The sequence below is a fragment of the Devosia sp. Micro-HW1 genome, assembly GCF_056341075.1.
Window position 1 is genome coordinate 3,044,306 of record NZ_CP094375.1, and the last position, 25,483, is coordinate 3,069,788.

The following is a 25,483-nucleotide window of genomic DNA, read 5'->3' on the forward strand; positions in this document are numbered from 1 at the left end:
CGCCGTTAACGAATGACACAAAAAAGCCCGGGGCAATGCTCCGGGCTTTACGCTTTTTAAAGGTTTCTGTTTCGTTCACGGGTCAAGCCTTTTCCTTGCCCTTTGCCCGCAACGCACAGCCATCAAGACTCTTTTTCGCGATTCACCTGCCCGCTATGGTCTTTGTGATTCGGGTTGCGGGGGGACACGCAGCCGGTCATGGGGGCAGCTGGAGCCGCATTCGGCTCTGTGTCGGCAGCCTGATTGAGTTTGAAGCGTACCGGTCGCATCGACCGGGTTGGCATCGCAATTAGCGAAAGAGGGCTGGTATGGCGCCGGATCGATTCCGGAAACAATTGGGATTCGCAGGCCTTTGCGCCGCGCCCCTGACCCTGGTTACGGCCGTTCCCGCCTTGGCCCAGGGTATTGTTCCGGCAAGTCTGGGCGGTATTGCCCCCATCGCGGTCGCCATCGGCGCCGGCGGCTTTGCGCTTCTCTCGGTGGCGCTGGTCCGGACCCTGCTCAAGGACAGTCGCGCCGCCCGCAGCCGCGCTGCCGAACAGATCGCGGATATGCGCGCCCTGGTCGACGAATATGAAAACCTGCTCTCGGGCAGCCGCGAGCTGACCGTGCTCTGGCAGGGCCATGACAGCCCCCGTATCCTGGGCCAGGCCGCCTCGGTGCTGCCGGCCGGGCGGCAACCGCAAAGCGTGCTGAACTTTCATTCCTGGCTGGGTGCGGCCGAAAGCAATCGCCTGATCAGCCACGTCGAAGACCTGCGGATGCATGGCCACGCCTTTGCCGCCAGCTTCGATACGCTCGACGGGCGCCTGGTGCGCGCCAATGGCTGGGTCATGGGCGATGCCGTCGCCCTGCGCCTCCGCCCCGCCCATAGCCAGCCCGGCGAGAGCAAAGCCCTTGCCGCCGAGACGCGGAACGGCGATGGCGAAAGCGCCCGCGCCATTCTCGAACTTCTCTCCAAGCCGGCCTTTCTGCGCGATGGTACGGGCCGTCTGGTCTATGCCAATCCCGCCTACAGGGCTTTGGCCAAGGCCATGGGCAAGCCCTGTTCGAGCGAGGAGCCGGCCGAACTGCTCGACGCCACGCGCCTTGCCGCCCATCTCAAGGCGGGAAGCCAGGGCGTCGATCCAGTGAGTCTCTCTCTCGACTTTGCCGCCCATGGCAAGTTCGAGCTGGTGGAGTTTCCGGTGCCCGGCGGCCGCGCCGGCTATCTGCGCCCCTCAGCAGACATGGTCCGCCCCGTCGCTGCGGCCGAAGCGGGCCTCACCCATATCGGCGGCATTATCGATGCGCTGGGCACGCCCATCGCCATCTTCAGCGCCAAGCGTGAACTGCTCCAGTTCAACGCCGCCTATGCACGGCTCTGGGGGCTGGAGCGGCGCTTTCTCACCCCCGGCCTCGACGAGCGGGCCATTCTCGACAAGCTGCGTACTGAGGGCATGCTGCCCAATCAGGTGGATTACCACACCTGGCGGGCCAAACATCTCGAGAGCTACACCCGCAAGGAGCCGCATGAGGCCGACCCGTGGCACCTGCCCGACGGGCGCACCATCAAGGTGATCTCGGCCCCGGCCAGCCCGGCCGGTGGCGTCATCTATGTGTTTGAGGACATGACCGAGCGGCTCGAGCTCGAATCGACCAACAAGGCCTTCACCAATGTGCTGCGCGAAACCATCATGGCCCTCAACGAGGCCGTGGCCGTTTTCGGCACCAATGGGCGGCTGACCCTCTCCAATCCGCAGCTGAGCAAGCTGTGGAAGCTGCCGATGAACGAGATGGGCAGCAATCCCCATATCGATCAGCTGGCCGAAACCAGCGGCCGCGCCCTTCCCGAGGACGGGGCAACGATCTGGCGCGATCTCAAGCGCACCATCATCGACCTCAATCCCACCCGCACCGACCGTACTGGCCGCATCAATCGCTCCGACGGGCGCCTCATCGACTATGCCATCACCCGCCTGCCCGACGGGCAGACCATGATGACCTTTCTCGATGTCACCGAGAGCGCCGGCTATTCCAAAGTGCTCAAGGAGCGCAATGACGCGCTGGTTGCCGCCGACCGCCTCAAGGACGCCTTTGTCGAGAACGTCTCCTACGAGCTGCGCTCGCCGCTGACCAATATCATCGGCTTTGCCGACCTGCTTTCGGGCATGGAAAGCGGCGCGCTCAATGAGCGACAGCGCGAATATATCGACTATATCCGCGCCTCCTCGGTGACGCTGGGCGTGCTGATCGACAATATTCTCGACCTGGCCTCGGTCGATGCCGGCATTGCCGAGCTCAACCCCGAGACGCTCGACGTCACCGCGCTGATCGACAAGGCCCGCGCCGGCATCACCGCGACCTTCCCCGAAGTGTCCGGCGAGGCGCCGCGCCTCGTGGTCGATATCGAGCCTGATCTGCCCGCCTTTGTCGGCGATGGCACGCGCATCGTGCAGGTGCTCTACAATCTCCTGTCCAATGCGGCGCGCTTCTCCCCGCCCGGCGGAGAAATCCGCCTCACCGCCGGTCATCGCGGCGATCGCATCCTGTTCGTCATCGAGGATGAGGGGCCCGGCATTACCGACGAGATGAAGTCGGCCATCCTGACCCGCCTCGATACACCCGCTGCCGGCGGCCGCCAGCGCGGCGCAGGGCTCGGCCTCTCCATCGTGCGCACCTTCGTCAACATGCATGGCGGCACGATCTCGGCCGAAAAGCGCGAACCCAAGGGCAGCCGCATCATCGTCAACCTGCCGCTCGACAGCGCCATGGCGGGCGTGGCGGAGTGAGAGCTGCCGGTCTGCCTCCCTCCCCCTGAGGCGACAGAGGCGAAGGAGCCGCCTGGACGGAGGCTGGGACACCGTTGACTCGATGCCGGTTTCAGTTCACCCCCACCCTGGATCCCTCCCCACAAGGGGGAGGGAGACGATGAACACTGACGCACCGGTCCTGCGCCTCTCTCCCCTCGATGGGGAGGGAAAGAGGGTGGGGTGGTGGGACACCGGGCTGACAAGATGAACGAGACCGCAACCTTCCTCCCCGATGACGACGCCACCGCCCGCTTTGGCGCCGAGCTTGCCACGACGCTGAAGCCCGGGGATATCGTCAGCCTTGAAGGTGATCTTGGTGCCGGCAAAACGGCCCTGGCCCGTGCCGTGCTACGCGCCCTGGCCGGCGACCCCGGCCTCGAAGTGCCCTCGCCGACCTTTGCCATCATCCAGCCCTATGACACGCCCCAGGGCCCGGTGCTGCATGCCGATCTCTACCGGCTGGCCGATGCGTCGGAAGCCGATGAACTGGGCCTCTTGGACGACCCCGACGCCATCGTGCTGGTGGAATGGGCGGCGCGCGCGCCGCAGGTGGTTGCTGCGGTGACACTCACCGTGCATCTCGACATTCCCAGGGGCGGCGAGGGGCGACTGGTGCAGCTGACGCGCAGACCTAGCTGACATAGGTGGCGCGGATGCCCTTGTCGGGGTCGCGCACCACCTGGATGCGCTGATGCATGAGCCCGCCCGGCACCCGGCGCGGATCGCCCCGGCTCACCCGTTCGAGCCGTCGCCGGTCAGGCCCGAAATAGTTGGGCGCCTCGATATAGAGCAGATCCTGCCCCAGCTGTCCGGAAAGCGTGCGCCGCGTCACGCCCAGCGGCTCGCTGAGAAAGACCACCTCGTCAAAGCCCATTTCCACCTGCGCCACCAGCTGGTGACGCGGCCCGCGGGGAATGACGCAGATGATCGGCGCATAGCGACGCCGCAATTCCTCGCTGACCCGCAGCCCGCGCAGCAGCTTGAGCTTGTTCTGGGTCGGAACGTGGTCATGCAGGAAATAGAAGGGCAGCGACCGCTCCGGCACGGCGTTGAGCTTGCTCAGATGCAGCACATGGCCAAAGCCCAGCGAGCGCACGACGTGTTCCAGCTCGGCCAGCTCATACGGCGTCGGCGCAAAGATCAGGGCGGAGCATTTGTCAAAAGAGTTCAGGATCTCGCTGACCACGTCCCAGGCCCTCCTCAAGAACGTATTTGCCAGCCAATATTGCGCCTAGAAGTATAACGACAAGTAAGCGAAAGATGTGTTTGCCAATATTTGGTGTGGTTGTTTCTGAGGACTATTCCTGATGTGCTTTGTTCAGGCTCCGGCCAGTAGCGCCACGCTGCGCGCATCCTCGCTGCCGTCATTGAAGGCGACGAGCGCGGCGCGGAACAGGGCCTCCTCGGGCACGGCGCGCGCGAACAGGGTCATCGAGGAGATGAATTTCATATCGTCGGGGGAGCCGAAGATCGTGTGCAGGTCGCGCGGCGCGGCCGCGTCGGGCGCATGCAGCAGCACCGCTTCGGTCGTGGCCCTGAGGCGCGCGCCCAGCACGGGATGGGCAAAATAGGCTTTTGCCGCATCGGGCCCGTCCAGCGCGTAAGTCTGCGCCATGGCGCTGCGCCCGAGGCCGGCCAGCTGCGGGAAGATGAACCACATCCAGTGCGTCTCCTTCCGCCCGGCGCGCAATTCGTGCAGGGCCTGGGGATAGATCTTGTCCTGCGCGGCGATGAACCTGGCGATCATCGCGCCATGGTCGGCGTCACTTGCGCTGGTCATTGTCCGGCCCGGGCATCTTGCGGGCACCGTCGTGTTCGGTCTCGAATTCGCCGGCGGGCTGTTCCTGTTCCCTGCGGGCCTCGGCCAGTGGCTTGGTCTCATCCTGCCGGACCTTGCCGGATTTTTCGGTGCTGCTCATGGCGTGCCTCCTTGTGTGAAGACCAACGAAACCCAGCCCTGCTGGTTGCAGGTGTGCAGTCGCGGCGCCCGGCCTTCCGGCGTCGCGCGTTCGGCAAGATGATGGAGCCCGGAGGCGATCACCGCCTCTGAGTTTAAGATAATGAGACGAGAACCGCCTCCGGGCGTCGGGATTTCCGGCAGGGGGGTTCGCTAGGGAGGACATTACTGCCCCAACCCATCCCCGGACCCAGGCTCCGTAACGATTCAGAGCCCACCCGACTGTCGCCGGGCAGTTGATCGTTGCAACTCCATCTTTGCCCGGTTGATGAGGGGAGTATGGGGCCAAGTCTCGCGGCGGGGATAAGTTTGTGCGACCGGCGCCGTTCCTCTCCCGTTCACGGGAGAGGGGGACCGCGCAAGGCGCGGTGGAGTGGGGAGTGGCTTTTAAGGGATTACCGTCAATCGGCACCGGCGCCGTGGCTCCCCCCTGCACCATGTTCCCCGCCTTTCGAGCCTTGTTCGCTCAATCTCTCCACCGGAGAGATTTGCCCTTGCGGGGCGCTCCAAGCTCTCAAGGCCGTCTCACCTAAAATCGCGCCACCTGAGCAATTTTGCCGCTGGCCGGTTCGAAGCCCCGCAGGCGGGGGAGGACCGATCCCGCGCCGCGTTCTTAACCCTTCATTCACCACGCAAGCCACTTTCCGGAGCCTCACGGCCCGAACTGCATTGCATTTGTATCAAATACGAGGCAGCCCCATGGCTTACGAAGAGACCGCTTACATTGACACTTCCGACACAATGACCGACGACGCCGTCGCCGAATTCCTCGACCTGGCGCGCTCGGCCAATGTCCACTTCGACATTGTCCACGACCGCCTGCACATGCGCATGGTCAACCCCGACTGGACCATGTGGAAGCCGATCCGGCACCTGCTCGATGAGATCGGGGTGGAACGGATCGAGGCGTTTGTCCGCAGTGACACGGCGGAGCGGGACGCGGTGGAGCGGAGTGCTCTGGCGAGCGCGGAACGGCTGCATCTGGCGGTGGAGGTAATGCGTGGGTGAGGATTGGGCTGCAAATCCATCTGCTTGATGCTAAGTTCACCAGCAGGGGGGCTACATGGAAAGCAGACTGACAATTAAGGAACGAGTGATCGTTCTGATTGGAAATGCACTATTGGCTTATGCGGCCTACGTGATCGTGGGACGGCAGTTCCAAATTACTGGCGCACTAGAGAGTACATGGTTGATAGCCGCGCTCTCAATGTGGTTCTTAAATCTACTTTCATCGCCATGGTTTGTACCTCCAAGAGATGCGCTAGCGACGGGTGCGGCGGCGGCCGTCTTATACTGGACGATCGACGTCTCGCAGACGCAGTCGTTCATAGGTGCCCTCGAAGGGCTGCGTTGGACCGCATTCGTATACGTGCTCCTGCTAATTGCAGTGGCCCTGTTGGCCCTATTTTCCCTCTCGAATGACAGCCGAAGCGCGACAGGCGCAGCTGCCGCTCGGCTCTCTGCTGCAATGGGGAAAGGGGAGCTAATCTTCACCCCTGCAGTACTTATTAGTGTCATTGGTGGCTATCAGCCAGACTTCGGTGCAATCTCTTGGCTGGTTGCAATATGGGTCTTCTTGGCTATTGGTCGTCCAATTGAAAAGCTCTTCCCAATTTTGAAATATTTTCAGCTTGAGACGAAATCAGTGCCGTTGGAGGCTGTGGGAACACTCATACGGGTAGATGATCCAAATATAGTCAGGGTCAGCCTGTCGTCGACTGAGACATGGCAGGCAAATCGGCTACACCTTGCCGCCATGGCCGATGGAAGTCAGCATTACGTGGTGGCTCTGTTCTCCCAGGTAAATGGTGCTGAAATTCTTGGCACTGGACTGTGTATAGCCCAGCCGCAGGAGCCGCTTAAGATCAAGCCACAGACCGTCATTTCGACACACGACGAACAGCTGACCAAAGAGTTCTTAAGCAAACATAGTGGCATGAATGGTGCAACACTGGTTGGCTTCGTTGTAGAGAACTCCTCTATTGGATTAGTGCGTTTCGAAGTCGCAAGCACCTCGCCACTCGCGCAGGGAGGAGTGGTGTTTCTGCTCATGCAGGGGCGAATAGTCTTCTATCAAATCTTGGATGCGGAGACCTCTGAGGAGAGTTTTGATCGCAACCCACGCGGCACACATATCGTGATGGCAAGTCAAATCGGTGCCTACGATGCTGCACTTGGATTTGAAAAGTTTTCTTGGTTGCCGTCGATGAATGCGCCGGTATTTTGGGCGGCAGCGCCTCAATTGCCAGCGCCGACTTTTACGAACCGCGAGTTTCCATTGGCAAAGGTCCCCGAAACAGGGGTAGAGGTTGGCGCAAAAATTGACGACCTGATCAATTATCACACTGCAATTCTGGGAGTTACAGGTACCGGCAAGACCGAGCTGGCTCTGGACATTGTAAGAGAGGCGATCTCGCGAGACGTCAAAGTCTTTTGTGTAGATTTTACAGGTCAGTATGCCAGGCGTCTCGTAGACTGTTCTCCCTCATTCCCCGGTCCAAGCGGAGATGAAACTCAAGACATAGAGCAAAAGATGCGCGCGGTGGACTATGGCGCGTTCAAGGCCGAGAAAGAAAAGAAGGCATTGGACGAGGCATTGGATGGTCTGCGGGAATCTACTGAAAAACAGGTAGCGGATTATCTGGGGGCGGGCGGCAACTTAGCAATCTTCGAACTTGCCGAAATCACGAACACTCGTGCGACCCTACGCATCACAGAAATGTATCTTTCCGCTATAATGCGCTGGGCTAAGGAAAATAGGGGGCAGCGGCAGGTACTGATAGTGCTTGAAGAGGCGCACACCATCATACCTGAAACCGGAGGATCTGGTTTTGACTTCGACACGCAAGGCGTCGTCAACCGCATTGGCCAAATAGCGCTCCAGGGCAGGAAGTACGGCGTCGGCCTGCTTGTGCTGTCACAGCGGACCGCCTTGGTTAGCAAGACTATCCTGTCTCAGTGCAACACCTTTTTGACGCATACGTTGATAGATCAGACCAGCCTCTCCTTCCTAGACAGTGTCTACAGTAGCCAGCATGCTCGGATGATACCCAATCTTGGTAGATATGAGTTCCTTGCCTACGGGAAAGGGGTGCGCTCTTCTCGGCCGATAATCCTTCGGCGAGAATTCGACCAGGCAAAACTTGACGCGAGTTAGCTCTTTAATGCGCCTCATCCCAATTCTTCGCCGCATGCGCATCCACCTGGATCGGTACTGACAGCCGTACCGCCGGTTCCGCCGCCCCCTCCATCACCCGCTTGATGACCGGGATGGCCTGGTCTTCCGTGCCTTCGGGCACTTCGAAGATCAGTTCGTCGTGGACCTGCAGCAGCATCTGGGCGTCGACCCCAGCCTTGGCGAGTTCCGGTTCCATGCGGATCATTGCGCGGCGGATGATGTCGGCGGCGGAACCCTGGATGGGGGCGTTGATGCTGGCGCGTTCGACGAAGCTGCGCTCGCTCGGATTGCCCGAATTGGCATTGGGGAACTGGATCTTGCGGCCGAAAATGGTCATCACGTGGCCATCGGCTTTCACCCGCGCCTTCTGGGAATCCATGTAGTCCTTGATGCCCGGGAAGCGTTCGAAATAGGTCTTGATGTATTCGCCGGCCACCGAGCGCTCGATGCCGAGCTGGTTGGCAAGGCCGAAGGCGGAAATGCCGTAGATGATGCCGAAATTGATGGCCTTGGCTCTCCGGCGCACATCGCTCGGCATGCCCTCTACCGGCACGTTGAACATCTCTGATGCCGTCATGGCGTGAATGTCGAGGCCTTCCTCGAACGCGTCCTTCAAGGCCTGGATATCGGCGATATGCGCCAGGACGCGCAGCTCGATCTGGCTGTAGTCTGCCGAGATCAGGGTCTTGCCCGGCGGGGCGATGAAGGCGGTGCGGATCTTGCGGCCGTCCTCGGTGCGAACAGGAATGTTCTGCAGGTTCGGGTCGTTGGACGAGAGGCGGCCCGTAAGGACCGAGGCCTGCGAATAGGACGTGTGCACGCGGCCGGTGCGCGGGTTGATATAGGTGGGCAGGGCATCGGTATAGGTGCCCTTGAGCTTGGTCAGCTGGCGCCAGTCGACAATGGTGCGGGCGAGTGGAATGCCCTTCAGCGCCAGGTCTTCGAGCACATCGGCGCCGGTCGACCAGGCGCCGGTCTTGGTCTTGGTGCCGCCTTCGAGCCCCATCTTGTCGAAGAGGATTTCGCCCAATTGCTTGGGGGAGCCGAGATTGAAGCTCTGGCCGGCCAGTTCATGCGCCTCGGCCTCGAAGGCGGCGGCGCGCTGGGCGAAGTCGCCCGAGAGACGGGCGAGGATCTGCCGGTCCACCATGATGCCGCGCGCTTCCATGCGGGCCAGCACCGGCGCCAGCGGGCGCTCGATGGTCTCGTAGAGGGTCGTCATGTTTTCCGCGGCAAGGCGGGGCTTGAGCACATGCCAGAGGCGCATGGTGATGTCGGCATCCTCGGCGCCATAGCGGGCGGCGGGGGCGATATCGAGCTGGTCGAAGGTCTTCTGGTTCTTGCCTGACCCGGCCAGCTCGGAAAAGGTGATGGTCTTGTGCCCGAGCCAATGATCGGCCAGCACGTCGAGCCCGTTATATTGCGGGCCATCGAGCGCGTAGGAGATGAGCATGGTGTCATCGACCGGCGCCATGGTGATGCCGTAGCGCTCGAAGACCTCGATGTCATATTTCACATTCTGCCCGATCTTGAGGATCGAGCGATCCTGCAAGACGCGCTTCAAAGCTTCCAGCACGAAGCCGATGGGCAGCTGGCCTTCGACCAGGCCCCCGCCCTCGAGGAGATCGCCGGGCTTGGCGTGGCCGACCGGGATATAGCAGCCCTCGCCGATTTCGGTGGAAAGGCAGATGCCGACAATGTCGGCCAGTTGCGGATCAAGGCCCGTGGTCTCGGTATCGACGGCGAAATAGCCCCGGTCGACGATTTTCGCGATCCAGGCATCGAGCCGGTCGGGCGTGGTGACGATTTCATAGGCGTCGTAATTGACCGGGATGGCCTTGACGCGCGCATGTTCCTCGGCGGCGTGGCGGGCCGGGCCGGAGCCGGGCACGACATTGGCGGCGAGCTTGGCCTTGGCGACGGAGAGGTCGGCCGATTTCCTGGGCGCGCCGACATCGGTGGTGCCGCCGGCCTTCAGCTCCGGATCGGGCGCGAAGTCGTCGGGATTGGCTTCGAGCAAGCTCGCCATGCGCTTGGTGATGGTGGCAAATTCCATGGCCTTGAGAAATGGAAAGAGCGCCGAGGGGCTCATCGGCTGGCGCACGAGGCCATCGAGGTCGATCTCGACCGGCACCTGTCTTTCGAGGGTGACGAGCTGCTTGGAAATGCGCGCCAGGTCCGCATTGGCGATCAGCTTTTCGCGGCGGGCATTCTGCTTGATCTCGCTGGCGCGCTCGAGGAGGGTTTCGAGATTGCCATAGGTATTGATGAGCTCGGCCGCGGTCTTGACGCCAATGCCGGGCACGCCCGGGACGTTGTCGACGCTGTCGCCGCACAGCGCCTGCACGTCGATGACCTTGTCGGGCGTCACGCCGAACTTGGTGAAGACCTCGTCGGGGCCGATCCACCTGAGCGGCGGCTGGCCGGGGCGGGGAATGGTATCGAGCAGGCGGATCGAGCCATCGGGCTCCACCAGCTGCATCAGGTCCTTGTCTGAGGAGGCGATGGTGACCTTGAAGCCGGCGTCGCGCGCCATGCAGGCATAGGTGGCCATGATGTCGTCGGCCTCCCAGCCCTCCATTTCGATGGAGGGGATGGAAAAGGCGCGGGTGGCCGAGCGGGTCAGCGGGAATTGCGGGACCAGTTCTTCGGGTGCCGGCGGGCGCTGGGCCTTGTATTGGGGGTAAAGGTCGTCGCGAAACGTCTTGCCCTTGGCGTCGAAGATGACGGCCATATGGGTGGGCGCGTCGTCTCCCTCCATGTCCTGGGTGAGCTTGTAGAGCATGTTGCAGAAGCCCTGCACACAGCCCACGGGCAGCCCATCGGACTTGCGGCTCAATGGCGGCAAAGCGTGGAAGGCACGGAAGATATAGCCCGAGCCATCGACGAGCAGCAGATGCATTTATGCGATTCCCTCAAGTCAGTCGGCGGCGACTTTATCGCCTCAGGCGCCAGGATGGCACCCAAAATTGACCGGACCTGTCAGCAGGATGCCCCCGATCACGTTTTTGCGCCCGCATCTAGCTTTGACCTTATTTGCCGCTTAGGCTCCCAAGTGCTGAGAAGAGCGGTTCCTCCACTCTTTAGATAACTGGCCCGGTGGGGCCTTTAAGGACATCCGTGCAAATCACCCCTTTGAGGGGACCAGGCACTACCATATTGGTGGTGGACGACGATGCCTTGATTACCCTCAATATAGTCGATGTGCTCAATGAGCAGGGCCACACGGCCATCGAAGCGTTCTCCGGCGCGGAAGCGCTCGAACGTATCCGCCAGCATGCCAATATCGGCATGCTGATCACCGACTTTTCCATGCCCGGCATGACCGGGGTGGAGCTCGCAGAGGCGGCAGTGAAATTGCGCCCCGGCCTGCCCGTGCTGCTGACGTCAGGCTATTCCGAGCTGCCCAGCGGTAGCTCGTGCGTCTATCCGCTTATCGAAAAACCGTTTCGTGAAGAAGACCTGATCGGACGCGTACAGACGCTGCTGGCCACGGCGGCCGAATAGCGGGAAGGGTTGCGCTCAGCGCAGCCCGCTTTCTTCCAGCAATCCAAGGCGCTTGGCGTCATAATAGTAGCCGCGGGCATAAAACTGCACCGCCCGGTCGTCATTGCCACCCGCGGTGACATAGGCGCCGGCCAGATACCGCACCGCATAGCGCAGGTTGGTTTCCGCATCGAGCAGGCCTGCGGCCTCGCCGCGATAGCCCATGCCGCGCGCCGTGGCGTGGCTGATCTGCATGAGGCCGTAATAGGGCCCGTTGCGGGCGCCGGCATTGTAGCCGCTCTCGCGCACGATGACGCGACGGACCAGGTGCTCAGGCACGCGGTATTGGCTGGAATAGTGGGCGATAAGTCCATCATAGGCTTGTTGTCCCCCACCGGCATAGGCCAGGGCAAGACCGGCAGGCGCTGAAGGCACGGAAGCGGCCTTGGGCACATGCCCGGCGGGCGTAGCCGCACTCGGCGTGGCAAATCCGGCAATCGCAGCGCTGGCCGTGGCCTTGTTGCCCGGCATCGGCTTGAGGCCTGCCATCGAGCAGCCCGCCAGCACCAGGGCAAGGGCTATGGAACCGGCAATGGGAATTGGTCGAGCCGTCATGGCAATACCTCTATGTACCAATGCAGTCCCTCAATTCTGCCCGCTAAGGGGCAAACACGGCGGCTTGATGGCGGAAATACGACGCACTGACAAGTGTGATCGCTGCCGCGGTCGAAAAAGCGCAGGCGCTGCGGGCACTTGACGGGCAAAGGTTTACATTTCGTTACACGTCCCTAAACTGGGGGCATCGCCGTCGTGCGCCCCGGAGCGCTGGCCCGCCCTCGGCTGGCCACCGCCACTGCGCGACTGACCCGAAATGTCGTTCCCCCAGGGGATGGCAATGCCGTCCTCCTCCGGGATGGCACCAATCCGAAAGGCCTGTTCTCATGACCACTGCCGCTCAAGGCGACATCGTGCGCATCCACTATTCCGGTCGCCTCGTCGATGGAACCCAGTTTGACAGTTCCGAAGGCCGCGCGCCGCTCGAATTCACGCTCGGCCAGGGCCAGGTGATCCGCGGTCTCGAACAGCATGTGACCGGCATGGAAACCGGCACGAAATCCACAGTGACGATTCCCGTGGCCGATGCCTATGGCCCGCGCCGCGACGAGGCCATCCAGCAGCTCGATCGCGCCAAGGTCCCTGATGGCATCGACATCCAGGTCGGCACCCAGCTCCAGGCGCGCACCGCCGATGGCGGCATGCTGCCGATCACCGTGGTCGGCGTTGATGATGCGAGCGTCACCGTCGACGCCAACCATCCCCTGGCCGGCAAGGACCTGGTCTTCGACGTCGAACTGATCGAAGTCGTCAAGGCTGCGTAGGCGTCCTTCCGAAGGAAGGTGAAAGGCTCCAGTGGAGCCTTTCAAGCCGGAGCAGGCCATGAGCGCTGCGCGCGACGGGCGGGTAGCCGAAGGACAGAGAAAGGCTCCAGGCGCCTTTCAGGGAACGGGCCCGACGAGCCGCGCTCCCGCTGTCGGAACCAATGGCCGCCAAACCCTGTTCCTCCCACAGACCGTTGGGAGGGCTCATAAATCATGGCGGCGGCCATTCATTACATCCTGCGTGCGGTGCCACTTACCTGTTTCGCGCTCGCGCTGATCACCGACATAGCCTATCTGCAGACATCCAATCTGCTCTGGCTGCACTTTTCCGAATGGCTCTTGCTGGCCGGCGTGGTCTTTACCGGGCTGGCTTTGCTCGCGCTGCCGGTCGATCTGCTGATCCGTCGCGTGCGCCCTTCATGGTGGGCGGTGCTGGCCGGGGTCGTGGTGCTGATCCTGGCCATTCTCAACAATCTGGTCCACACGGCGGACGGCTGGACGGCGGTCATGCCGATGGGCGTGGCACTGTCGGCCGCCACTGTGGTGGCAATGATCGTGACAGGCATTTTGGGCAGCAGGGGAGTGCAGCATGTCTAGGCTCAACGCGCTTCGCCTTTCGGCCCTTGCCGCGGCATCCACCCTCGTGCTTGCCGCCTGCGGCAGCAGTGAATTCGACACGGCAAGCCAGATCGGTCCCGATCCGGTGCTGCCCGAACCCGCGCAGAGCCTGATGCCTGACCTCAAGGTAGCAGAGGTCGTGGGCTGGGAAGAGGGGCAGACGCCCGTGGTTCCCGAAGGCTTCGTCATTACCGCCTATGCACAGGATCTGGCTAATCCGCGCACCGTCCAGACGCTGCCAAATGGCGACGTGCTGGTGGTGCAGTCAAAGGCGCCCGAAGGCAAGCCGCTCAATCGGCCCAAGGACTTTATCCGTGGCTGGATCATGGGTCTGGCGTCGGGCGGTGGCGGCGAACAGAAGCCGACCAATCTGATCACGCTGCTGCAGGACACGGACCGGGACGGCGTGGTCGACGAGCGCTTCGATCTTCTCACCGACCTGACCTCGCCCTTTGGCGTCGCCTGGCACGAAGACACGCTCTATGTCGCGGCGGCCGATGCGGTCATTTCCTATCCCTACGCGCTGGGCGACACCGAGATCACGGCTGGGCCGACAGTGCTGGCGCCGCTGCCGGGCGGGCCGATCAACCACCACTGGACCAAGGACCTGGCGCTGAGCCCGGATGGACAGTTCCTCTATGCCTCGGTCGGCTCCAACTCCAATGCCGGCGAACGCGGCCTTGAAGCGGAAAAGGGCCGGGCCGCCATCTGGCAGATCGATCGCGAAACCGGCGCCGCCCGCGTCTTCGCCTCGGGTCTCAGAAATCCCAACGGCCTCACCTTCCACCCCCAAACCGGCATGCTCTGGACCGTGGTCAACGAGCGCGACGAACTGGGGCCCAATCTCGTGCCCGACTATATGACGTCGGTGCAGGAGGACGGCTTTTATGGCTGGCCCTGGAGCTATTACGGCCAGGTGGTCGACGAGCGCGTGCACCCGCCGCGCCCGGACCTGGTCGAAACAGCCATCAAGCCCGACTATGCGCTGTCGAGCCATGTCGCGGCCCTCGGCCTGGCCTTTACCGACAATGCCGCAATGCCGCAGGGCTTTGAGAGCGGGGCCTTTGTGGGCAATCGCGGCAGCTGGAACCGCAATCAGTTCAATGGCTACAAGGTCGTCTATGTGCCCTTTGTCGATGGTGCGCCTTCGGGCATGGCAATCGACGTCGTCACCGGCTTTCTCGAAGGGGACAAGGCGCATGGCCGCCCGGTTGGCCTGGGCATCGACGGCACCGGCGCGCTGCTGATCGCCGACGACAGCGGCAACACGGTCTGGCGCGTGGCGGCAGCCGATGGCGCGGTGATCCCGGAGCCGGTGCCATCGGATGTGGTCGCTGAGGCCGAAGCGGCAGACGCCCCCGCAGCAGCGCCGGGCAGCCAGGCACCATCCGAGGCTCCGGCCGCCGAACCAGCGGCACCGGCGCCTGAGCAGGCCGCCGGCGAGCCGTCGCAGACTGACATCGCCCCGGCCGTCGGCCCCGAGGACGGTGTGCCGCCGCCGGCGGAGTAAGCGGCAAAGACCCCACCCTTGCTCTCCCCCCAAGGGGGAGGGAGATGGCGACACCGGGACCGGCCCTGCGCCTCTTTCCTTGCTGGAGGTGGATCAGGGCGGGTGACGGGGCAACCGAGAGGCCTGGGTCAGCCTGACGCGCCGGGCACCGCGAAATTCCTGCGCATGGCGGCGGCCTGGTCGCGGCTGATGCAGCCTTCTGCATGATCATTGACCAGCCCCATGGCCTGCATGAAGGCAAAGACTGTCGTGGGGCCGACAAAGCGCCAGCCGCGCTTTTTCAGCGCCTTCGAGAGGGCTTCCGATTCCGGACTGGTGCTCTGGGTCTGGGGCGGTGCCGGTGTCCTGGCCTCATAGCGCCAGACAAAGGCGGCGATCGAACCCGCCTCGGCGATCAATTCCTGCGCCCGCGCTGCATTGTTGATGACGGCCTGGATCTTGCCGCGATGGCGCACAATGCCCTTGTCGGCCAGAAGCCTGTCGACATCCTCTTCGGTAAAGGCGGCGACCTTGTCGATGTCAAAGCCGGCAAAGCCGGCGCGGAACGCCTCGCGCTTGTTGAGGATGGTCCGCCAGGAAAGGCCCGACTGAAATCCTTCAAGGCTGAGCTTTTCGAAGAGCCGCCGGTCATCGCTGACCGGAAAACCCCATTCGGCATCATGATAGGGCAAAAATTCCGGCGCCCCGCCGCACCAGCGGCAGCGCATCAGGCCATCGGGCGCTTCAAACAGATTCATGCTTTCCTCGTCGCTGTCCGGGTCAGTGCACCATGGCGGAGCGCTGCTGTCACGTCCTGGCAGCATCCGTTCATCCGCGGGGGCCTGGCCCTGATACGGGAAACGAATTGTCCGGTTGCGCGCGGGCGGGGCTTCGACTAGTTTGCGCCAAATCCACCGGGCACCTGCCCGATTCCGGCCTGCACCCGTAGCTCAGCTGGATAGAGCGCTGCCCTCCGAAGGCAGAGGTCGTGAGTTCGAATCTCGCCGGGTGCGCCAACAAACCAGCATGTCAGGCAAGCATGGCCTGTGCTTCCCACACAGGCCATCGCGCAGTGCGCGCGGCTTGGTGCTACTTCGCCCGGACCGACGACCAGTTCGCTATCGTTCACGCTCCATCGGGCCGATCCCAGAAGCGCAGGTCGCGACATAGGGTAATGAACGCACCGGCATCGGTGTCTGACCCGAGGGGCAGGAAGCCATCGTCGAGGTCGTCGGGCAAGCCGACTTTGGTGAAGAGCCTTGTCGCCGCTTCGGTGAACGCGATGAACTTGTAATGCGCATAGGCGTCGCTGACGAAATCGCGTGCTGGCGGCAGTTTCACTAGTTCCCTTATGCCTTCCTCCGAGGGCAGCAGGGCCACGGCGTCGAACAGGACCGAAGGCCCTCCATCGATCTTGTGGTGGGCCGGCTGGACCGAGCCGTCACTGAGGGTCACACCGCCGACCGTCGGGGCAATGATCTCGATGGTCGCCCTCTCTGCCGTCGCCGCCGCCTCGAGAGCGGCAAGCAGTTGCGCATCGCTCCCCTCGGTAACGAGGACGCCGATCTTGCGACCGGCAAAGGAAGGGGGCGGGTTCTTGAGGATGCTGAGCAGGTCCGATGGCGGCAGGTCGGTACGGGGTTTCTGCGCTGGCGGCGCCGCCGGCGGCAGCTTCTTCATGCCGAGCCCGTCCGCGACTGTCTGGGCCAGATCGGCGTCGATGTTGCGCAAGTGCGCTACCATCCGCTCGCGAATGGCCGGGAATTCGCATTTGCTGAGCTCGAAGACCAGCGCCTCGCCGATATGCCGCTGTTCGACGAGAGTCTGGCTGACATAGAACTGGCGCGCCTGACTGTAATGATCGGCGAAACTCTCCGGGCGCAGGCGAACTTTTGGACCCTCGGGCTCCTGCGCGAAGGTCTGGAAACCGCGCGCCGGCGATTCACGCGGGCCGCCGATCTCCGTACCCCAGGAATTGGGCTCGTAATTGGCGCGACCGCGCGGGTTCTGGAAGGCCATGTGGCCGTCCTGCTGCAGATGATGGAACGGGCATTTGGGCGCGTTGATCGGCAATTGCGCGAAATTGGGGCTCCCCAGGCGCTTGAGCTGGGTGTCGAGGTAGGAGAAGTTTCGCCCCTGCAGCAGCGGATCGTTGGAAAACTCGATGCCGGGCGGCACATTCTGCGTCATGAAGGCGACCTGTTCGGTCTCGGCAAAGAAGTTGTCCGGCATGCGATCGAGCACCAGGCGGCCCACCGGTTCGGCCGGGAGGATTTCCTCGGGGATAATCTTGGTGGGATCGAGCACGTCGAAATCGAAACTGTCGGCAAAATCCTGGTCGAACACCTGAAGGCACAGTTCCCATTCCGGGCAATCGCCGCTCTGGATCGCATTCCACAGGTCGCGGCGATGAAAATCAGGATCGGCGCCGTTGATCTTCACGGCCTCGTTCCACAGCACGGATTGCATGCCCAGCTTGGGCTTCCAGATGAACTTGACGAAGTGGGACTCGCCCTTGGCATTGACCAGCCGGAACGTGTGCACGCCAAAGCCCTGCATGAACCGGTAGGACCGGGGAATGGCCCGGTCCGACATGACCCACATGATCATGTGCATGGATTCAGGCGTCAGCGAGATGAAATCCCAGAAATTGTCATGCGCGCTCTGGGCCTGCGGAAAGGCCTTGTCGGGCTCGGGCTTCACCGAATGAATGATGTCGGGAAACTTGATCGCGTCCTGAATGAAGAAGACCGGGATATTGTTGCCGACGAGGTCCCAATTGCCTTCCTGCGTGTAGAACTTGACCGCAAAGCCGCGCACGTCGCGCGCCAGATCGAACGAGCCCTTCGACCCAGCCACGGTGGAGAACCGGACAAAGACCGGCGTCTGCTCGCCCTCGCGCTGGAAAATATCGGCACGTGTGAGCTTGCTCAGAGACTTATAGGTCTCGAAATAGCCATGGGCGCCATATCCGCGCGCATGCACCACACGCTCCGGAATGCGCTCGTGATCGAAGTGGAAAATCTTCTCGCGGAAATGCGCATCTTCCATCAGCGCCGGACCGCGCGCGCCCTGCCTGAGGGTGTTCTGATCGTCGGCGACAGGGATACCCTGTTGCGTTGTCAGCGTATCGTAGCCATCCTCGGCGATCTGATGGGTTTCCCCACCTTGGCCGCGGTGTACGGTCTGATCGCCGTATTTCGCTGCTTCCAGGCCAGGCTTGGTTGAACGGCGCGCCATTACATCCTCCATTAATGCTTCTTGGGGCTGCAATCGTCACAGGCGCTAATCGTTCCGGCCAGGATGGGCCGAGCTCGCTCACATTCTCCCCCTTCGCTAACTGGTCGAGATGGCGCCGCGCCGGCAATCGTCAGCTTGCCTGTCTCATGCCGACAAATTGGTGAGCCTGGGGAACGGTCCGCGCGTGCGACCGTTGCGGCCAAGCGGAATGCCGCCATCACTGGACTGCTCGATCGCCTGCGCCCCGACAAGGCTGCGGGTCGGCTCATCAGTGCGCTTTAAGTCATTGAATTGATTATCTTATTCTGGAACCGTTTTGGGGTGAGAGCCATTGACCGTGCCTAACCGGCCAGTCTTGGCCTTCCCTCAGGAGTTCAAAGATGAGCATCGATGATTCCAGCAATCCGAACGGCGGCGCGTCCCGCGGCACGGATGGCTTGAAAACCCAGGTCGGTCACGACCTGGAGACCGCAACCGAGCATGCCAAACATGACCTGGATGCCATCGCGCAACGCGCCAGGACCGATGCCCGCGCGCTGGGCGAGGAAGCCGGCGCCAAGGTGTCGGAAGCCACGGAAAGTGTGAAATCCTTCGCCGCCGACCAGAAGGACCTCGCCGCCAACCAGATCAATGGTGTCGCCGCGGCGATCGGCAAGGTGGCCGATGAGCTGGACGGGTCGGACCAGCAGACGATTGCCCGTTATGCGCGCGATCTGGCCTCGGGCCTGTCCAGCATGGGCAAGACGGTGGAGGATCGTGATGTCGACGACCTCATGGGCCTGGCCCAGGATTTTGGCCGCAGGCAGCCGGTCGCCTTTCTTGGGGCCGCGGCGCTGGCCGGCTTCGTCGCCAGCCGTTTCGCAATGGCCTCGAACCAGCGGCGTGAGCAGAAGGCGTCCCAGTCCAGCACTTCCTATCAGACGGAAGGATCGCAGGGTTATGCCAGCCGTCCGTCCTCCAGCAATATGGGAGGCGAATGATGGCCACGTCAGGTGAAGGCAGACCGATTGCCGATCTCCTCGGCGGACTTGTGTCCGACATCTCCACGCTCTTCCGCAAGGAAGTGCAGCTGGCCAAGGTCGAGGCCTCCGAAAAAGTCTCGGAAGCGGCCGGCGCCGCCAGCTCCATCGCCATTGGCGGCGTGCTGGTGATCGGCGCGCTGGGGGTCTTTCTCGCGGCGCTGGTGTCGCTGCTGGCGGCGCTTTTCGTCAATATGGGCATGGACCCCACGCTGGCCAGCGCGCTTTCGGCGGTGATCGTGGCGCTGGTCTTCGGCCTTGCCGGCTGGACGACCATCAACAAGGGGCTCAACGCCCTCAAGGCAAGCAATCTCAACATGAACCGCACGGCTGCCTCGCTCGGCCGGGATGCTGACATCGTCAAGGAGAGGCTCTGATGGCTCACGATAGCGAACACAAGAGTTCTGCCGAACTGCAGCGCGAAATCGAAATGCAGCGCAGTCGCGTGGAAAGCACGATAGACCAGATTCAGGACCGGCTGTCGCCGGGCCAGCTGGTCGATGAACTGCTGGCCTATACCAAGGGCGGTGGCGGCGAATTTGTCTCGAGCCTGCAGCGCAACGTCACCGCCAACCCGCTTCCGGTGGCGTTGCTCGGCGTGAGCCTCGCCTGGCTCATGGCCAAACCCGCAGGGGCAACCGGCGCTGGCGGCAGTGAACAGCCCAGCACCATTCGCAGTGATCGTCACTGGGATGACAGCATCAACCATCGCAGCGGCTACAGCACTAGCGCCGACTTCGACGCGGATGACGACTATCCCGTCACCATCATCAGTGGCGCCGGGCTGCAGCGGGTGGGGACGTCCACCGACGAGCGCGGTCACACCTATAGCGAGTTCACCGACGACGCGGGCAAGAAGTTCAAGGCTCTCGCCGACGAAAGCGGCAAGCGCGCCGGCCACTTCATGGACGAGACCGGCAACACGTTCCGCGGCTTCACCAACAGCGCCGGTGAACGCATCGAGCACTTCCGCGACGAGGCGGGCAACCTGCTCGACGAAGCGACCGGCTGGGCATCGCACACCTGGCAGAAGGCCCGCGAAAAGATGCATGAGGCGACCGAGGCCCTGCAATCGGGCGCCAGCTCGGGCAAGAGCCGTGCCGGCCAGGCGGGCGAGATGCTGCATGGGCAGGTGAACAGTCTCAACCAGACCATCATCAACCAGTTCCGCGACCAGCCGCTGGTGGGTGGGGCCCTGGCTTTTGCCCTTGGCGCAGCCCTGGGTTCGGCTCTGCCGTCTACCGCCCAGGAAGATGCCCTTCTGGGGGAAGCGTCCGACAAGGTCAAAGGCAAGGTCGGCGAGACGGCTTCCGACCTCTATGACCAGGGCAAGGAGAAGGCGGCCGACCTCTATTCGAGCGCCGCAGACAAGGCCGGCGAGCTTTATCAGCAGGTCAAGGACGGGGCGACAGGCGCAGGCGAGCAGTCCGGCGCCGCGGGCGCGCCCAGTTCGCCCGGCTCCTCCGGCAATTACGGAAGCTGACAAGGAGGGGAGGCACTGCCTCCCCTTCCCATCGCGTCAGACAGACAAGCCGACACGCCTTGCCGGCCCTGCGCAAGGGTGGCCGACTTTCGGTGACGATTTCGGGCATTGGCCCCAGACCAGGAGAACTCCATGACCGACCGCTTTTCGATGCAGGATCCCCGGCATCAATACCCTGCACCGCCATTTCCCCGCCAGCCACAGGACCCACCGGGGCTTGCCGGCAAGATGACGCCAGCGCCCGATCATGGCGAGCAGAGCTATGCCGGATTTGGACGGCTGCTGGGGCGCAAGGCGCTGATCACCGGCGGCGATTCCGGCATCGGTCGGGCGGCTGCCATCGCCTTTGCCCGTGAAGGCGCCGATGTCGCGATCAACTTTCTGCCCTCCGAGATGGACGATGCCAACGAGGTCATCGGCTATATCGAGAAGGCTGGCACCAAGGCCGTGGCGCTGCCCGGCGATGTGTCGGACGAGAAATTCTGCAAGAGCCTGATCGATGACGCCATCACGCAACTGGGTGGCCTCGACATTCTCGTCATCAACGCGGCCCGACAGCAGGCCCGCAAGTCGGTGACGGACGTCACGAGCGACGATTTCGACAAGACGCTCAAGACCAATCTCTACGCGCTGCACTGGCTGGCCAGCGCCGCCGTGCCGCATCTGCCGCCCGGCGCGTCGATCATCACCACGGCCTCCATCCAGGCCTACCAGCCATCGGCGCATCTGCTCGACTACGCGACCACCAAGGCCGGCATCGTCGCCTATACCAAGGCGCTGGCCGAGCAGCTGATCGAAAAGGGCATCCGGGTCAATGCAGTGGCCCCGGGCCCGTTCTGGACGGTGCTGCAGCCGAGCGGCGGACAGTTTCCCGAAAAGGTCGAAACCTTCGGCCAGGACAGCGCCTTCGGTCGCCCCGGCCAGCCTGTCGAACTCGCCCCCGTCTACGTACTCCTGGCCTCGCAGGAGAGCAGCTATATAACTGGCGAGGTCTTCGGCGTTACCGGCGGCAAGGGGATCGCATAGGCGCTCCTGCTTGTCCGGGGCACAATCCATAAGGCGGACGGAGACGGCTTCATGGGCCCATCTGCACTACCGGCACGAGGGCTATGGCGACCTCTCCCAGCAGCTGATGGGAGAGGTTCTCCCGCTCGAAAAAGACGTCCAAACGCGGGTCGGAATGAACCGGCCTTTCCAGCGGAACCGGTAGTGGGCGCAACCGTTGGCCGAATCCGTTTCAAGGATGGACGCAATGAAAACACTGTTCGGCCCGCGCCTCGATGGCGACGCAACCGAATTTCGACTTTGGGCTCCCGGCGCACAAGCGGTGGAGGTTCTGTTTCCGGATCGGCAAGCCCAATCCATGGACAAGGACGATAACGGCTTCTGGTCGGTCCGGCTGGACGGGTGCGGACCCGGGACGCTTTACCGCTTTCGCTCCGGCGGCCATGAATTTCCCGATCCTGCGTCTCGCCAGCAGGCGGACGGCACCGCGGGGTGGAGCCTGGTCTGCGCGCCGCTTGTACCGAGCGGGCGGGACGGCCCCCTGCGGCCCTGGCACGAAACCATTTTGTGCGAGGTACATATCGGGACAGTGTCGCCCGAAGGGACCTTTGCCGGCCTTGCCAGCCGCCTCGAACATTTCAGGGACGCCGGCTTCACCGCCCTCGAAATCATGCCGGTCAATGCCTTTCCCGGGCAGCGCAACTGGGGCTATGACGGCACCCTGATCTTCGCGCCGGCAGACGCCTATGGCACACGCGAGGACCTGCGTCGGCTGGTGGACCGGGCTCACGACCTCGGGCTCTGCCTCATCCTCGATGTGGTCTACAACCACTTCGGCCAGTTCGACAATTTCATCGAACTCCATGCGCCCGAATGGTTCGACGCCTCGATCGAAACACCCTGGGGCAAGGGGATCGACTTTACCGAGGACATGGTGCGGCAGTTCTACTACGAGAACGCCAGGATGTGGCTGGAGGAATTCGACTTCGACGGCCTGCGCTTCGATGCCATCCACGAGATGAAGACCGAAGCGCGCGACCTCTTCCTGGGCGACCTCGCCAAGGCGGCCCGCAGCGTCAAGCCCGATGCCAAGCTCATCGTCGAGAACATGGACAATATCGCCTCCTGGCTCGACCGTGACGAATGCAACCGGCCGCTCGATTATACCGCCCAATGGAACGACGACATCCATCATGTGCTGCACTACCTGGTCACCGGCGAGCGCAAGCATGGCTATGAAGAAGGTGATCGCGACGCCGTCGCCGACCTCGAAAAAGGCCTGGCCGACGGCTTCATCCATGACGGGGAAGCCGGCGACGACAGCGATGGCAAGAGTCGCGGTGAGCCGGCCAGTCGCCTGCCACCCGACGCCTTCGTCTCCTATGTGCAGAACCACGACCAGATCGGCAACCGCGCCGATGCAAAGCGCCTGCCGGACCGGATCAGCGCCAACAAGCTGGACTTCCTGCATTTCGTGACCCTGCTGGCGCCGCAGGTCCCGCTGCTCTTCATGGGCGAGGACGCGCATATGAGAACGCCGTTTCCGTTCTTCATCGACTTGCCGGAGCACGAGGCCGAAGCGGTCCGCGCAGACCGCTACAAGCAGATGCGCGAGAACTTTCAGGAGGATGTCGGGGAGGGCGGCCTGCCCGACCCGAATGCCATCTCGACCTTCCAAAGCGCCCGCATCGACTGGGACGACTATGCAAGCCCCGAAAGGCAGGCGGCGCTGGACCGGTTCCGGATGCTGGCCAAATGGCGCCGCGATCACCTCTGGCCGCTTGCCGCGACGCCGTGCCGCGATGCCCGCAGCGGGCGCCAGGGTAGTGCGCTGGTTGTCAGCTGGATCTTCGAGGCGGGCGTGCTCACCATGGCGCTCAATCCCAGCGACCGCCCGGCCGACATTGCCTGCGTCGTCACCAATACGCCGGTGACCACGGGTGATTTCACGCAGCAGGGCGAGGTGCTTCGACTGAGCCCCTGGAGCGCAGTGGCCTGGACATCGGTCACCACCGTCTAGACGTGCCAGTGATGGATGCCGGTCGGATCTTGCAGGCAGACCCGACCGGCGTGGCCGCCCGATCAGCGCAGGCCCGGCAGGACGTCGCGGCCGAAGGTGTCGATGAATGCCTCCTGGTTGCGCCCAACATTGTGCAGATGAACCGCGGTAACGCCGAGCGCCATCAAGGCCTCGATGCGCGCGCGATGCCAGCCCGTATCTGCGGAGACGGCAATCCGCTGTCGGATCGTCTCTTCTGTGACCAGCGCCCCGATAGCGTCGAAATCCGCCGGCCGGCTGAGGTTCCAGTTGGTATCGCCGGCGGCAGAGACGGGCCCCCATTGCTCCAGCGAGTTGCGCACAGCCAGCTCGTCGGTGCGGTCCCAGGACAGCGCGTGCTGGACGTGGATGGGCTTTCCCCCGCCGCCATTGTCGCGAAAGGCCCTGACCACCTTTGCCACGACGTCCGGTTCGCCCCCTGTGGTCAGAAGACCATCGGCCCATCCTGCGGCCCATGCCGCCGTCTCCGCCGACACGGCGGCGCCGAACAGCGGGACCGGAATGGGTGGTCGCGAGTAAAGCCTGGCCTCCACAACCGTCACCCGCCCGCGATGGGTGACCGTGTCTCCCGCGAACAGACCCCGGAAAATATCGACGCATTCGCGCAGTCGGGCATTGCGCTCGGGCTTGTCCGGCCAGGCCTGTCCGGTTATGGCCTCGTTGACCGCTTCACCGCTGCCCAAAGCCAGCCACAGCCGGCCCGGATACATTTCCCCGATAGTGGCCGCGGCCTGGGCCAGCACGGCGGGATGATATCGATAGCCAGGCGCCGAAATCATGCCAATGGGCAGTGTGGTCGCCTGCATGGCCGCGCCCAGCCACGACCAGGCATGACCCGACTGTCCCTGTTTCTCGCTCCAGGGATGGAAATGGTCCGAGGACTTGGCGCCGCCAAACCCCGCCGCCTCTGCCTGCTGCACGTAACCAAGAAGCGCGCCGGGAGCGAACTGCTCGTGCGAAGCGTGATAGCCGATAAGGGTCATAGCCCGCCCTCGCGCCAGAGCTGGTGCAATTCATCCACGCTGGTCATCGCCAGCTGGGTCTGGAACCGGCTCCGGTAGATTTCCAGCATGGCGTCATGGGTGGGGTCTGCCGAGCCGAAGAGCGCATCGGCGACCATATGGACACGATAGCCCAGATCGATCGCCCCAAGCGTCGTGGCCAGGACGCAGACATCGGTTTCCCCGCCGCTGATGGCCAGGTGCGTCACCCCTTCCGAGCGCAAAGTGCGGTGCAGCTCGCCGGACCACCATGGCGAATAGACGCTTTTGTCGAACACTCGGGCCGGCGGCACGAACCGGGTCAGCGACGGCACCAGATCGAGCAGGTCCGGCGGCAGCCTGTTGGCCAGCATGTCAGGCCAAAGCGCGTAATAGTTTTGCCAGCGCCCCTGGGCATCTTCGAGGGAATTTGGGGGGATGAAGCGGGTAAAGACCGTGCGCGCCGCCGCCATCGCTACCAGTTCTTCCACCGCAGGCAGTGTCCTGTTGAGCCACGGGACATGCCACTGTGTCTCGTCGGCAAAGAGTGACTGCATGTCGACACACAGATGCGCCCAGTTCTGAAGCGTGTTCAAGGTCTTGTTCCTCCGCAAGACCCACAATCGGTACCGGCCGCAATCGTTCCGATACCAGGGGGAAGCGGGAGCTTTCGCAAGGCGCGGACTTCTGACACGGGGATCTCAATGGAGAGCCTGCCCGGGTGGAGCAATCCTCGCTTCGAGGATGACTCGATAGGCCGTTCTCGCTAAGCAAGCGAAAACCATTCCATGACCACGA

At 63.0% G+C, this 25,483-nt stretch carries 21 protein-coding genes, 1 tRNA gene and 1 pseudogene; 14 read left to right on the forward strand and 9 right to left on the reverse strand.

Going from position 1 to position 25,483, the window contains the following annotated elements; all coding sequences use genetic code 11:
• Positions 1 to 335: 335 nt before the first annotated feature.
• Positions 336 to 2,771, forward strand: coding sequence for a sensor histidine kinase (locus tag MQW79_RS14700; RefSeq protein WP_476585218.1), 2,436 nt, complete (start codon positions 336 to 338; stop codon positions 2,769 to 2,771).
• Positions 2,772 to 2,996: 225 nt separating this feature from the next.
• Positions 2,997 to 3,431 (forward strand): tRNA (adenosine(37)-N6)-threonylcarbamoyltransferase complex ATPase subunit type 1 TsaE, encoded by a 435-nt coding sequence (gene tsaE / locus MQW79_RS14705; protein WP_476585219.1) that lies wholly within the window; start codon positions 2,997 to 2,999, stop codon positions 3,429 to 3,431.
• Here tsaE and MQW79_RS14710 read toward each other — a convergent pair.
• The 3 genes from MQW79_RS14710 to MQW79_RS14720 form a co-directional block, all read right to left on the reverse strand.
• Complete coding sequence (locus tag MQW79_RS14710) at positions 3,424 to 3,978, reverse strand: hypothetical protein (protein WP_476585220.1); 555 nt, start codon at positions 3,976 to 3,978, stop codon at positions 3,424 to 3,426. The two genes, tsaE and MQW79_RS14710, sit on opposite strands and share 8 nt — an antisense overlap.
• Positions 3,979 to 4,110: 132 nt before the next feature.
• A complete protein-coding gene (locus MQW79_RS14715) occupies positions 4,111 to 4,572 on the reverse strand; it encodes a DUF1810 domain-containing protein (RefSeq protein WP_476585221.1) in 462 nt (153 codons plus the stop codon).
• Positions 4,556 to 4,711: a hypothetical protein gene (locus MQW79_RS14720; protein ID WP_476585222.1), complete on the reverse strand. Its 156-nt coding sequence runs from the start codon at positions 4,709 to 4,711 to the stop codon at positions 4,556 to 4,558. Before MQW79_RS14720 ends, MQW79_RS14715 begins: the two co-directional genes overlap by 17 nt.
• Before the next feature lie 737 nt (positions 4,712 to 5,448).
• Here MQW79_RS14720 and MQW79_RS14725 point away from each other — a divergent pair.
• Positions 5,449 to 5,757, forward strand: a complete 309-nt coding sequence (locus MQW79_RS14725) for a hypothetical protein (protein ID WP_476585223.1) — start codon at positions 5,449 to 5,451, stop codon at positions 5,755 to 5,757.
• Between the two features lie 55 nt (positions 5,758 to 5,812).
• Entirely contained in the window at positions 5,813 to 7,906 is a 2,094-nt protein-coding gene (locus tag MQW79_RS14730) for an ATP-binding protein (protein WP_476585224.1), read from the forward strand.
• 4 nt (positions 7,907 to 7,910) lie between these two features.
• On the opposite strand, the gene polA is transcribed toward MQW79_RS14730, so the two are convergent.
• A complete protein-coding gene (polA, locus tag MQW79_RS14735) occupies positions 7,911 to 10,829 on the reverse strand; it encodes a DNA polymerase I (protein WP_476585225.1) in 2,919 nt (972 codons plus the stop codon).
• A gap of 263 nt (positions 10,830 to 11,092) precedes the next feature.
• Between polA and MQW79_RS14740 the strand changes: the two genes are divergently transcribed.
• On the forward strand, positions 11,093 to 11,434 hold the full coding sequence (locus tag MQW79_RS14740) for a response regulator (protein ID WP_476585226.1): 342 nt from the start codon (positions 11,093 to 11,095) through the stop codon (positions 11,432 to 11,434).
• A 15-nt stretch (positions 11,435 to 11,449) separates the two neighbouring features.
• Here MQW79_RS14740 and MQW79_RS14745 read toward each other — a convergent pair.
• Positions 11,450 to 11,788: pseudogene (locus MQW79_RS14745) on the reverse strand (transglycosylase SLT domain-containing protein); the annotation flags it as partial.
• 566 nt (positions 11,789 to 12,354) lie between these two features.
• On the opposite strand from MQW79_RS14745, the gene MQW79_RS14750 reads away from it, so the two are divergent.
• The 3 genes from MQW79_RS14750 (at position 12,355) to MQW79_RS14760 (ending at position 14,920) form a co-directional block, all read left to right on the forward strand.
• Positions 12,355 to 12,792, forward strand: a complete 438-nt coding sequence (locus MQW79_RS14750) for an FKBP-type peptidyl-prolyl cis-trans isomerase (RefSeq protein WP_476585227.1) — start codon at positions 12,355 to 12,357, stop codon at positions 12,790 to 12,792.
• A gap of 213 nt (positions 12,793 to 13,005) precedes the next feature.
• A complete protein-coding gene (locus tag MQW79_RS14755; protein WP_476585228.1) occupies positions 13,006 to 13,389 on the forward strand; it encodes a DUF2231 domain-containing protein in 384 nt (127 codons plus the stop codon).
• Entirely contained in the window at positions 13,382 to 14,920 is a 1,539-nt protein-coding gene (locus MQW79_RS14760) for a PQQ-dependent sugar dehydrogenase (protein WP_476585229.1), read from the forward strand. Before MQW79_RS14755 ends, MQW79_RS14760 begins: the two co-directional genes overlap by 8 nt.
• A gap of 128 nt (positions 14,921 to 15,048) precedes the next feature.
• Here the strand turns inward: MQW79_RS14760 and MQW79_RS14765 are convergent, their stop codons facing one another.
• Positions 15,049 to 15,657, reverse strand: a complete 609-nt coding sequence (locus MQW79_RS14765) for a DNA-3-methyladenine glycosylase I (RefSeq protein WP_476585230.1) — start codon at positions 15,655 to 15,657, stop codon at positions 15,049 to 15,051.
• A 181-nt stretch (positions 15,658 to 15,838) separates the two neighbouring features.
• Between MQW79_RS14765 and MQW79_RS14770 the strand changes: the two genes are divergently transcribed.
• Positions 15,839 to 15,915 (forward strand) — tRNA-Arg (locus tag MQW79_RS14770).
• Between the two features lie 109 nt (positions 15,916 to 16,024).
• Here the strand turns inward: MQW79_RS14770 and katE are convergent.
• A complete protein-coding gene (gene katE, locus MQW79_RS14775; RefSeq protein WP_476585231.1) occupies positions 16,025 to 18,139 on the reverse strand; it encodes a catalase in 2,115 nt (704 codons plus the stop codon).
• A gap of 380 nt (positions 18,140 to 18,519) precedes the next feature.
• On the opposite strand from katE, the gene MQW79_RS14780 reads away from it, so the two are divergent.
• The 5 genes from MQW79_RS14780 (at position 18,520) to MQW79_RS14800 (ending at position 23,666) form a co-directional block, all read left to right on the forward strand.
• On the forward strand, positions 18,520 to 19,119 hold the full coding sequence (locus MQW79_RS14780; RefSeq protein WP_476585232.1) for a nutrient deprivation-induced protein: 600 nt from the start codon (positions 18,520 to 18,522) through the stop codon (positions 19,117 to 19,119).
• The gene (locus MQW79_RS14785; protein WP_476585233.1) at positions 19,116 to 19,535 is read left to right on the forward strand and encodes a phage holin family protein; all 420 of its coding nucleotides are present in this window, start codon (positions 19,116 to 19,118) and stop codon (positions 19,533 to 19,535) included. The genes MQW79_RS14780 and MQW79_RS14785 overlap by 4 nt, the downstream gene beginning before the upstream one ends.
• Complete coding sequence (locus MQW79_RS14790) at positions 19,535 to 20,641, forward strand: DUF3618 domain-containing protein (protein ID WP_476585234.1); 1,107 nt, start codon at positions 19,535 to 19,537, stop codon at positions 20,639 to 20,641. The genes MQW79_RS14785 and MQW79_RS14790 overlap by 1 nt, the downstream gene beginning before the upstream one ends.
• Before the next feature lie 132 nt (positions 20,642 to 20,773).
• The gene (locus tag MQW79_RS14795) at positions 20,774 to 21,667 is read left to right on the forward strand and encodes an SDR family oxidoreductase (RefSeq protein WP_476585235.1); all 894 of its coding nucleotides are present in this window, start codon (positions 20,774 to 20,776) and stop codon (positions 21,665 to 21,667) included.
• Between the two features lie 226 nt (positions 21,668 to 21,893).
• Positions 21,894 to 23,666 (forward strand): alpha-amylase family glycosyl hydrolase, encoded by a 1,773-nt coding sequence (locus MQW79_RS14800; RefSeq protein WP_476585236.1) that lies wholly within the window; start codon positions 21,894 to 21,896, stop codon positions 23,664 to 23,666.
• Between the two features lie 62 nt (positions 23,667 to 23,728).
• On the opposite strand, the gene MQW79_RS14805 is transcribed toward MQW79_RS14800, so the two are convergent.
• Together MQW79_RS14805 and MQW79_RS14810 are read right to left on the reverse strand one after the other, a co-directional pair.
• Positions 23,729 to 24,688: a TIGR03885 family FMN-dependent LLM class oxidoreductase gene (locus MQW79_RS14805; RefSeq protein WP_476585237.1), complete on the reverse strand. Its 960-nt coding sequence runs from the start codon at positions 24,686 to 24,688 to the stop codon at positions 23,729 to 23,731.
• Complete coding sequence (locus MQW79_RS14810; RefSeq protein WP_476585238.1) at positions 24,685 to 25,281, reverse strand: cysteine hydrolase family protein; 597 nt, start codon at positions 25,279 to 25,281, stop codon at positions 24,685 to 24,687. The genes MQW79_RS14805 and MQW79_RS14810 overlap by 4 nt, the downstream gene beginning before the upstream one ends.
• Between the last annotated feature and the right edge of the window lie 202 nt (positions 25,282 to 25,483).

Coding starts and splice junctions, on each gene's coding strand:
- tsaE (WP_476585219.1), top strand. CDS start 2,997: ATGAACGAGACCGCAACCTTCCTCCCCGATGACGACGCCACCGCCCGC.
- MQW79_RS14715 (WP_476585221.1), bottom strand. CDS start 4,572: ATGACCAGCGCAAGTGACGCCGACCATGGCGCGATGATCGCCAGGTTC.
- MQW79_RS14720 (WP_476585222.1), bottom strand. CDS start 4,711: ATGAGCAGCACCGAAAAATCCGGCAAGGTCCGGCAGGATGAGACCAAG.
- MQW79_RS14725 (WP_476585223.1), top strand. CDS start 5,449: ATGGCTTACGAAGAGACCGCTTACATTGACACTTCCGACACAATGACC.
- MQW79_RS14730 (WP_476585224.1), top strand. CDS start 5,813: ATGGAAAGCAGACTGACAATTAAGGAACGAGTGATCGTTCTGATTGGA.
- polA (WP_476585225.1), bottom strand. CDS start 10,829: ATGCATCTGCTGCTCGTCGATGGCTCGGGCTATATCTTCCGTGCCTTC.
- MQW79_RS14750 (WP_476585227.1), top strand. CDS start 12,355: ATGACCACTGCCGCTCAAGGCGACATCGTGCGCATCCACTATTCCGGT.
- MQW79_RS14755 (WP_476585228.1), top strand. CDS start 13,006: ATGGCGGCGGCCATTCATTACATCCTGCGTGCGGTGCCACTTACCTGT.
- MQW79_RS14760 (WP_476585229.1), top strand. CDS start 13,382: ATGTCTAGGCTCAACGCGCTTCGCCTTTCGGCCCTTGCCGCGGCATCC.
- MQW79_RS14765 (WP_476585230.1), bottom strand. CDS start 15,657: ATGAATCTGTTTGAAGCGCCCGATGGCCTGATGCGCTGCCGCTGGTGC.
- katE (WP_476585231.1), bottom strand. CDS start 18,139: ATGGCGCGCCGTTCAACCAAGCCTGGCCTGGAAGCAGCGAAATACGGC.
- MQW79_RS14780 (WP_476585232.1), top strand. CDS start 18,520: ATGAGCATCGATGATTCCAGCAATCCGAACGGCGGCGCGTCCCGCGGC.
- MQW79_RS14785 (WP_476585233.1), top strand. CDS start 19,116: ATGATGGCCACGTCAGGTGAAGGCAGACCGATTGCCGATCTCCTCGGC.
- MQW79_RS14790 (WP_476585234.1), top strand. CDS start 19,535: ATGGCTCACGATAGCGAACACAAGAGTTCTGCCGAACTGCAGCGCGAA.
- MQW79_RS14795 (WP_476585235.1), top strand. CDS start 20,774: ATGACCGACCGCTTTTCGATGCAGGATCCCCGGCATCAATACCCTGCA.
- MQW79_RS14800 (WP_476585236.1), top strand. CDS start 21,894: ATGAAAACACTGTTCGGCCCGCGCCTCGATGGCGACGCAACCGAATTT.
- MQW79_RS14805 (WP_476585237.1), bottom strand. CDS start 24,688: ATGACCCTTATCGGCTATCACGCTTCGCACGAGCAGTTCGCTCCCGGC.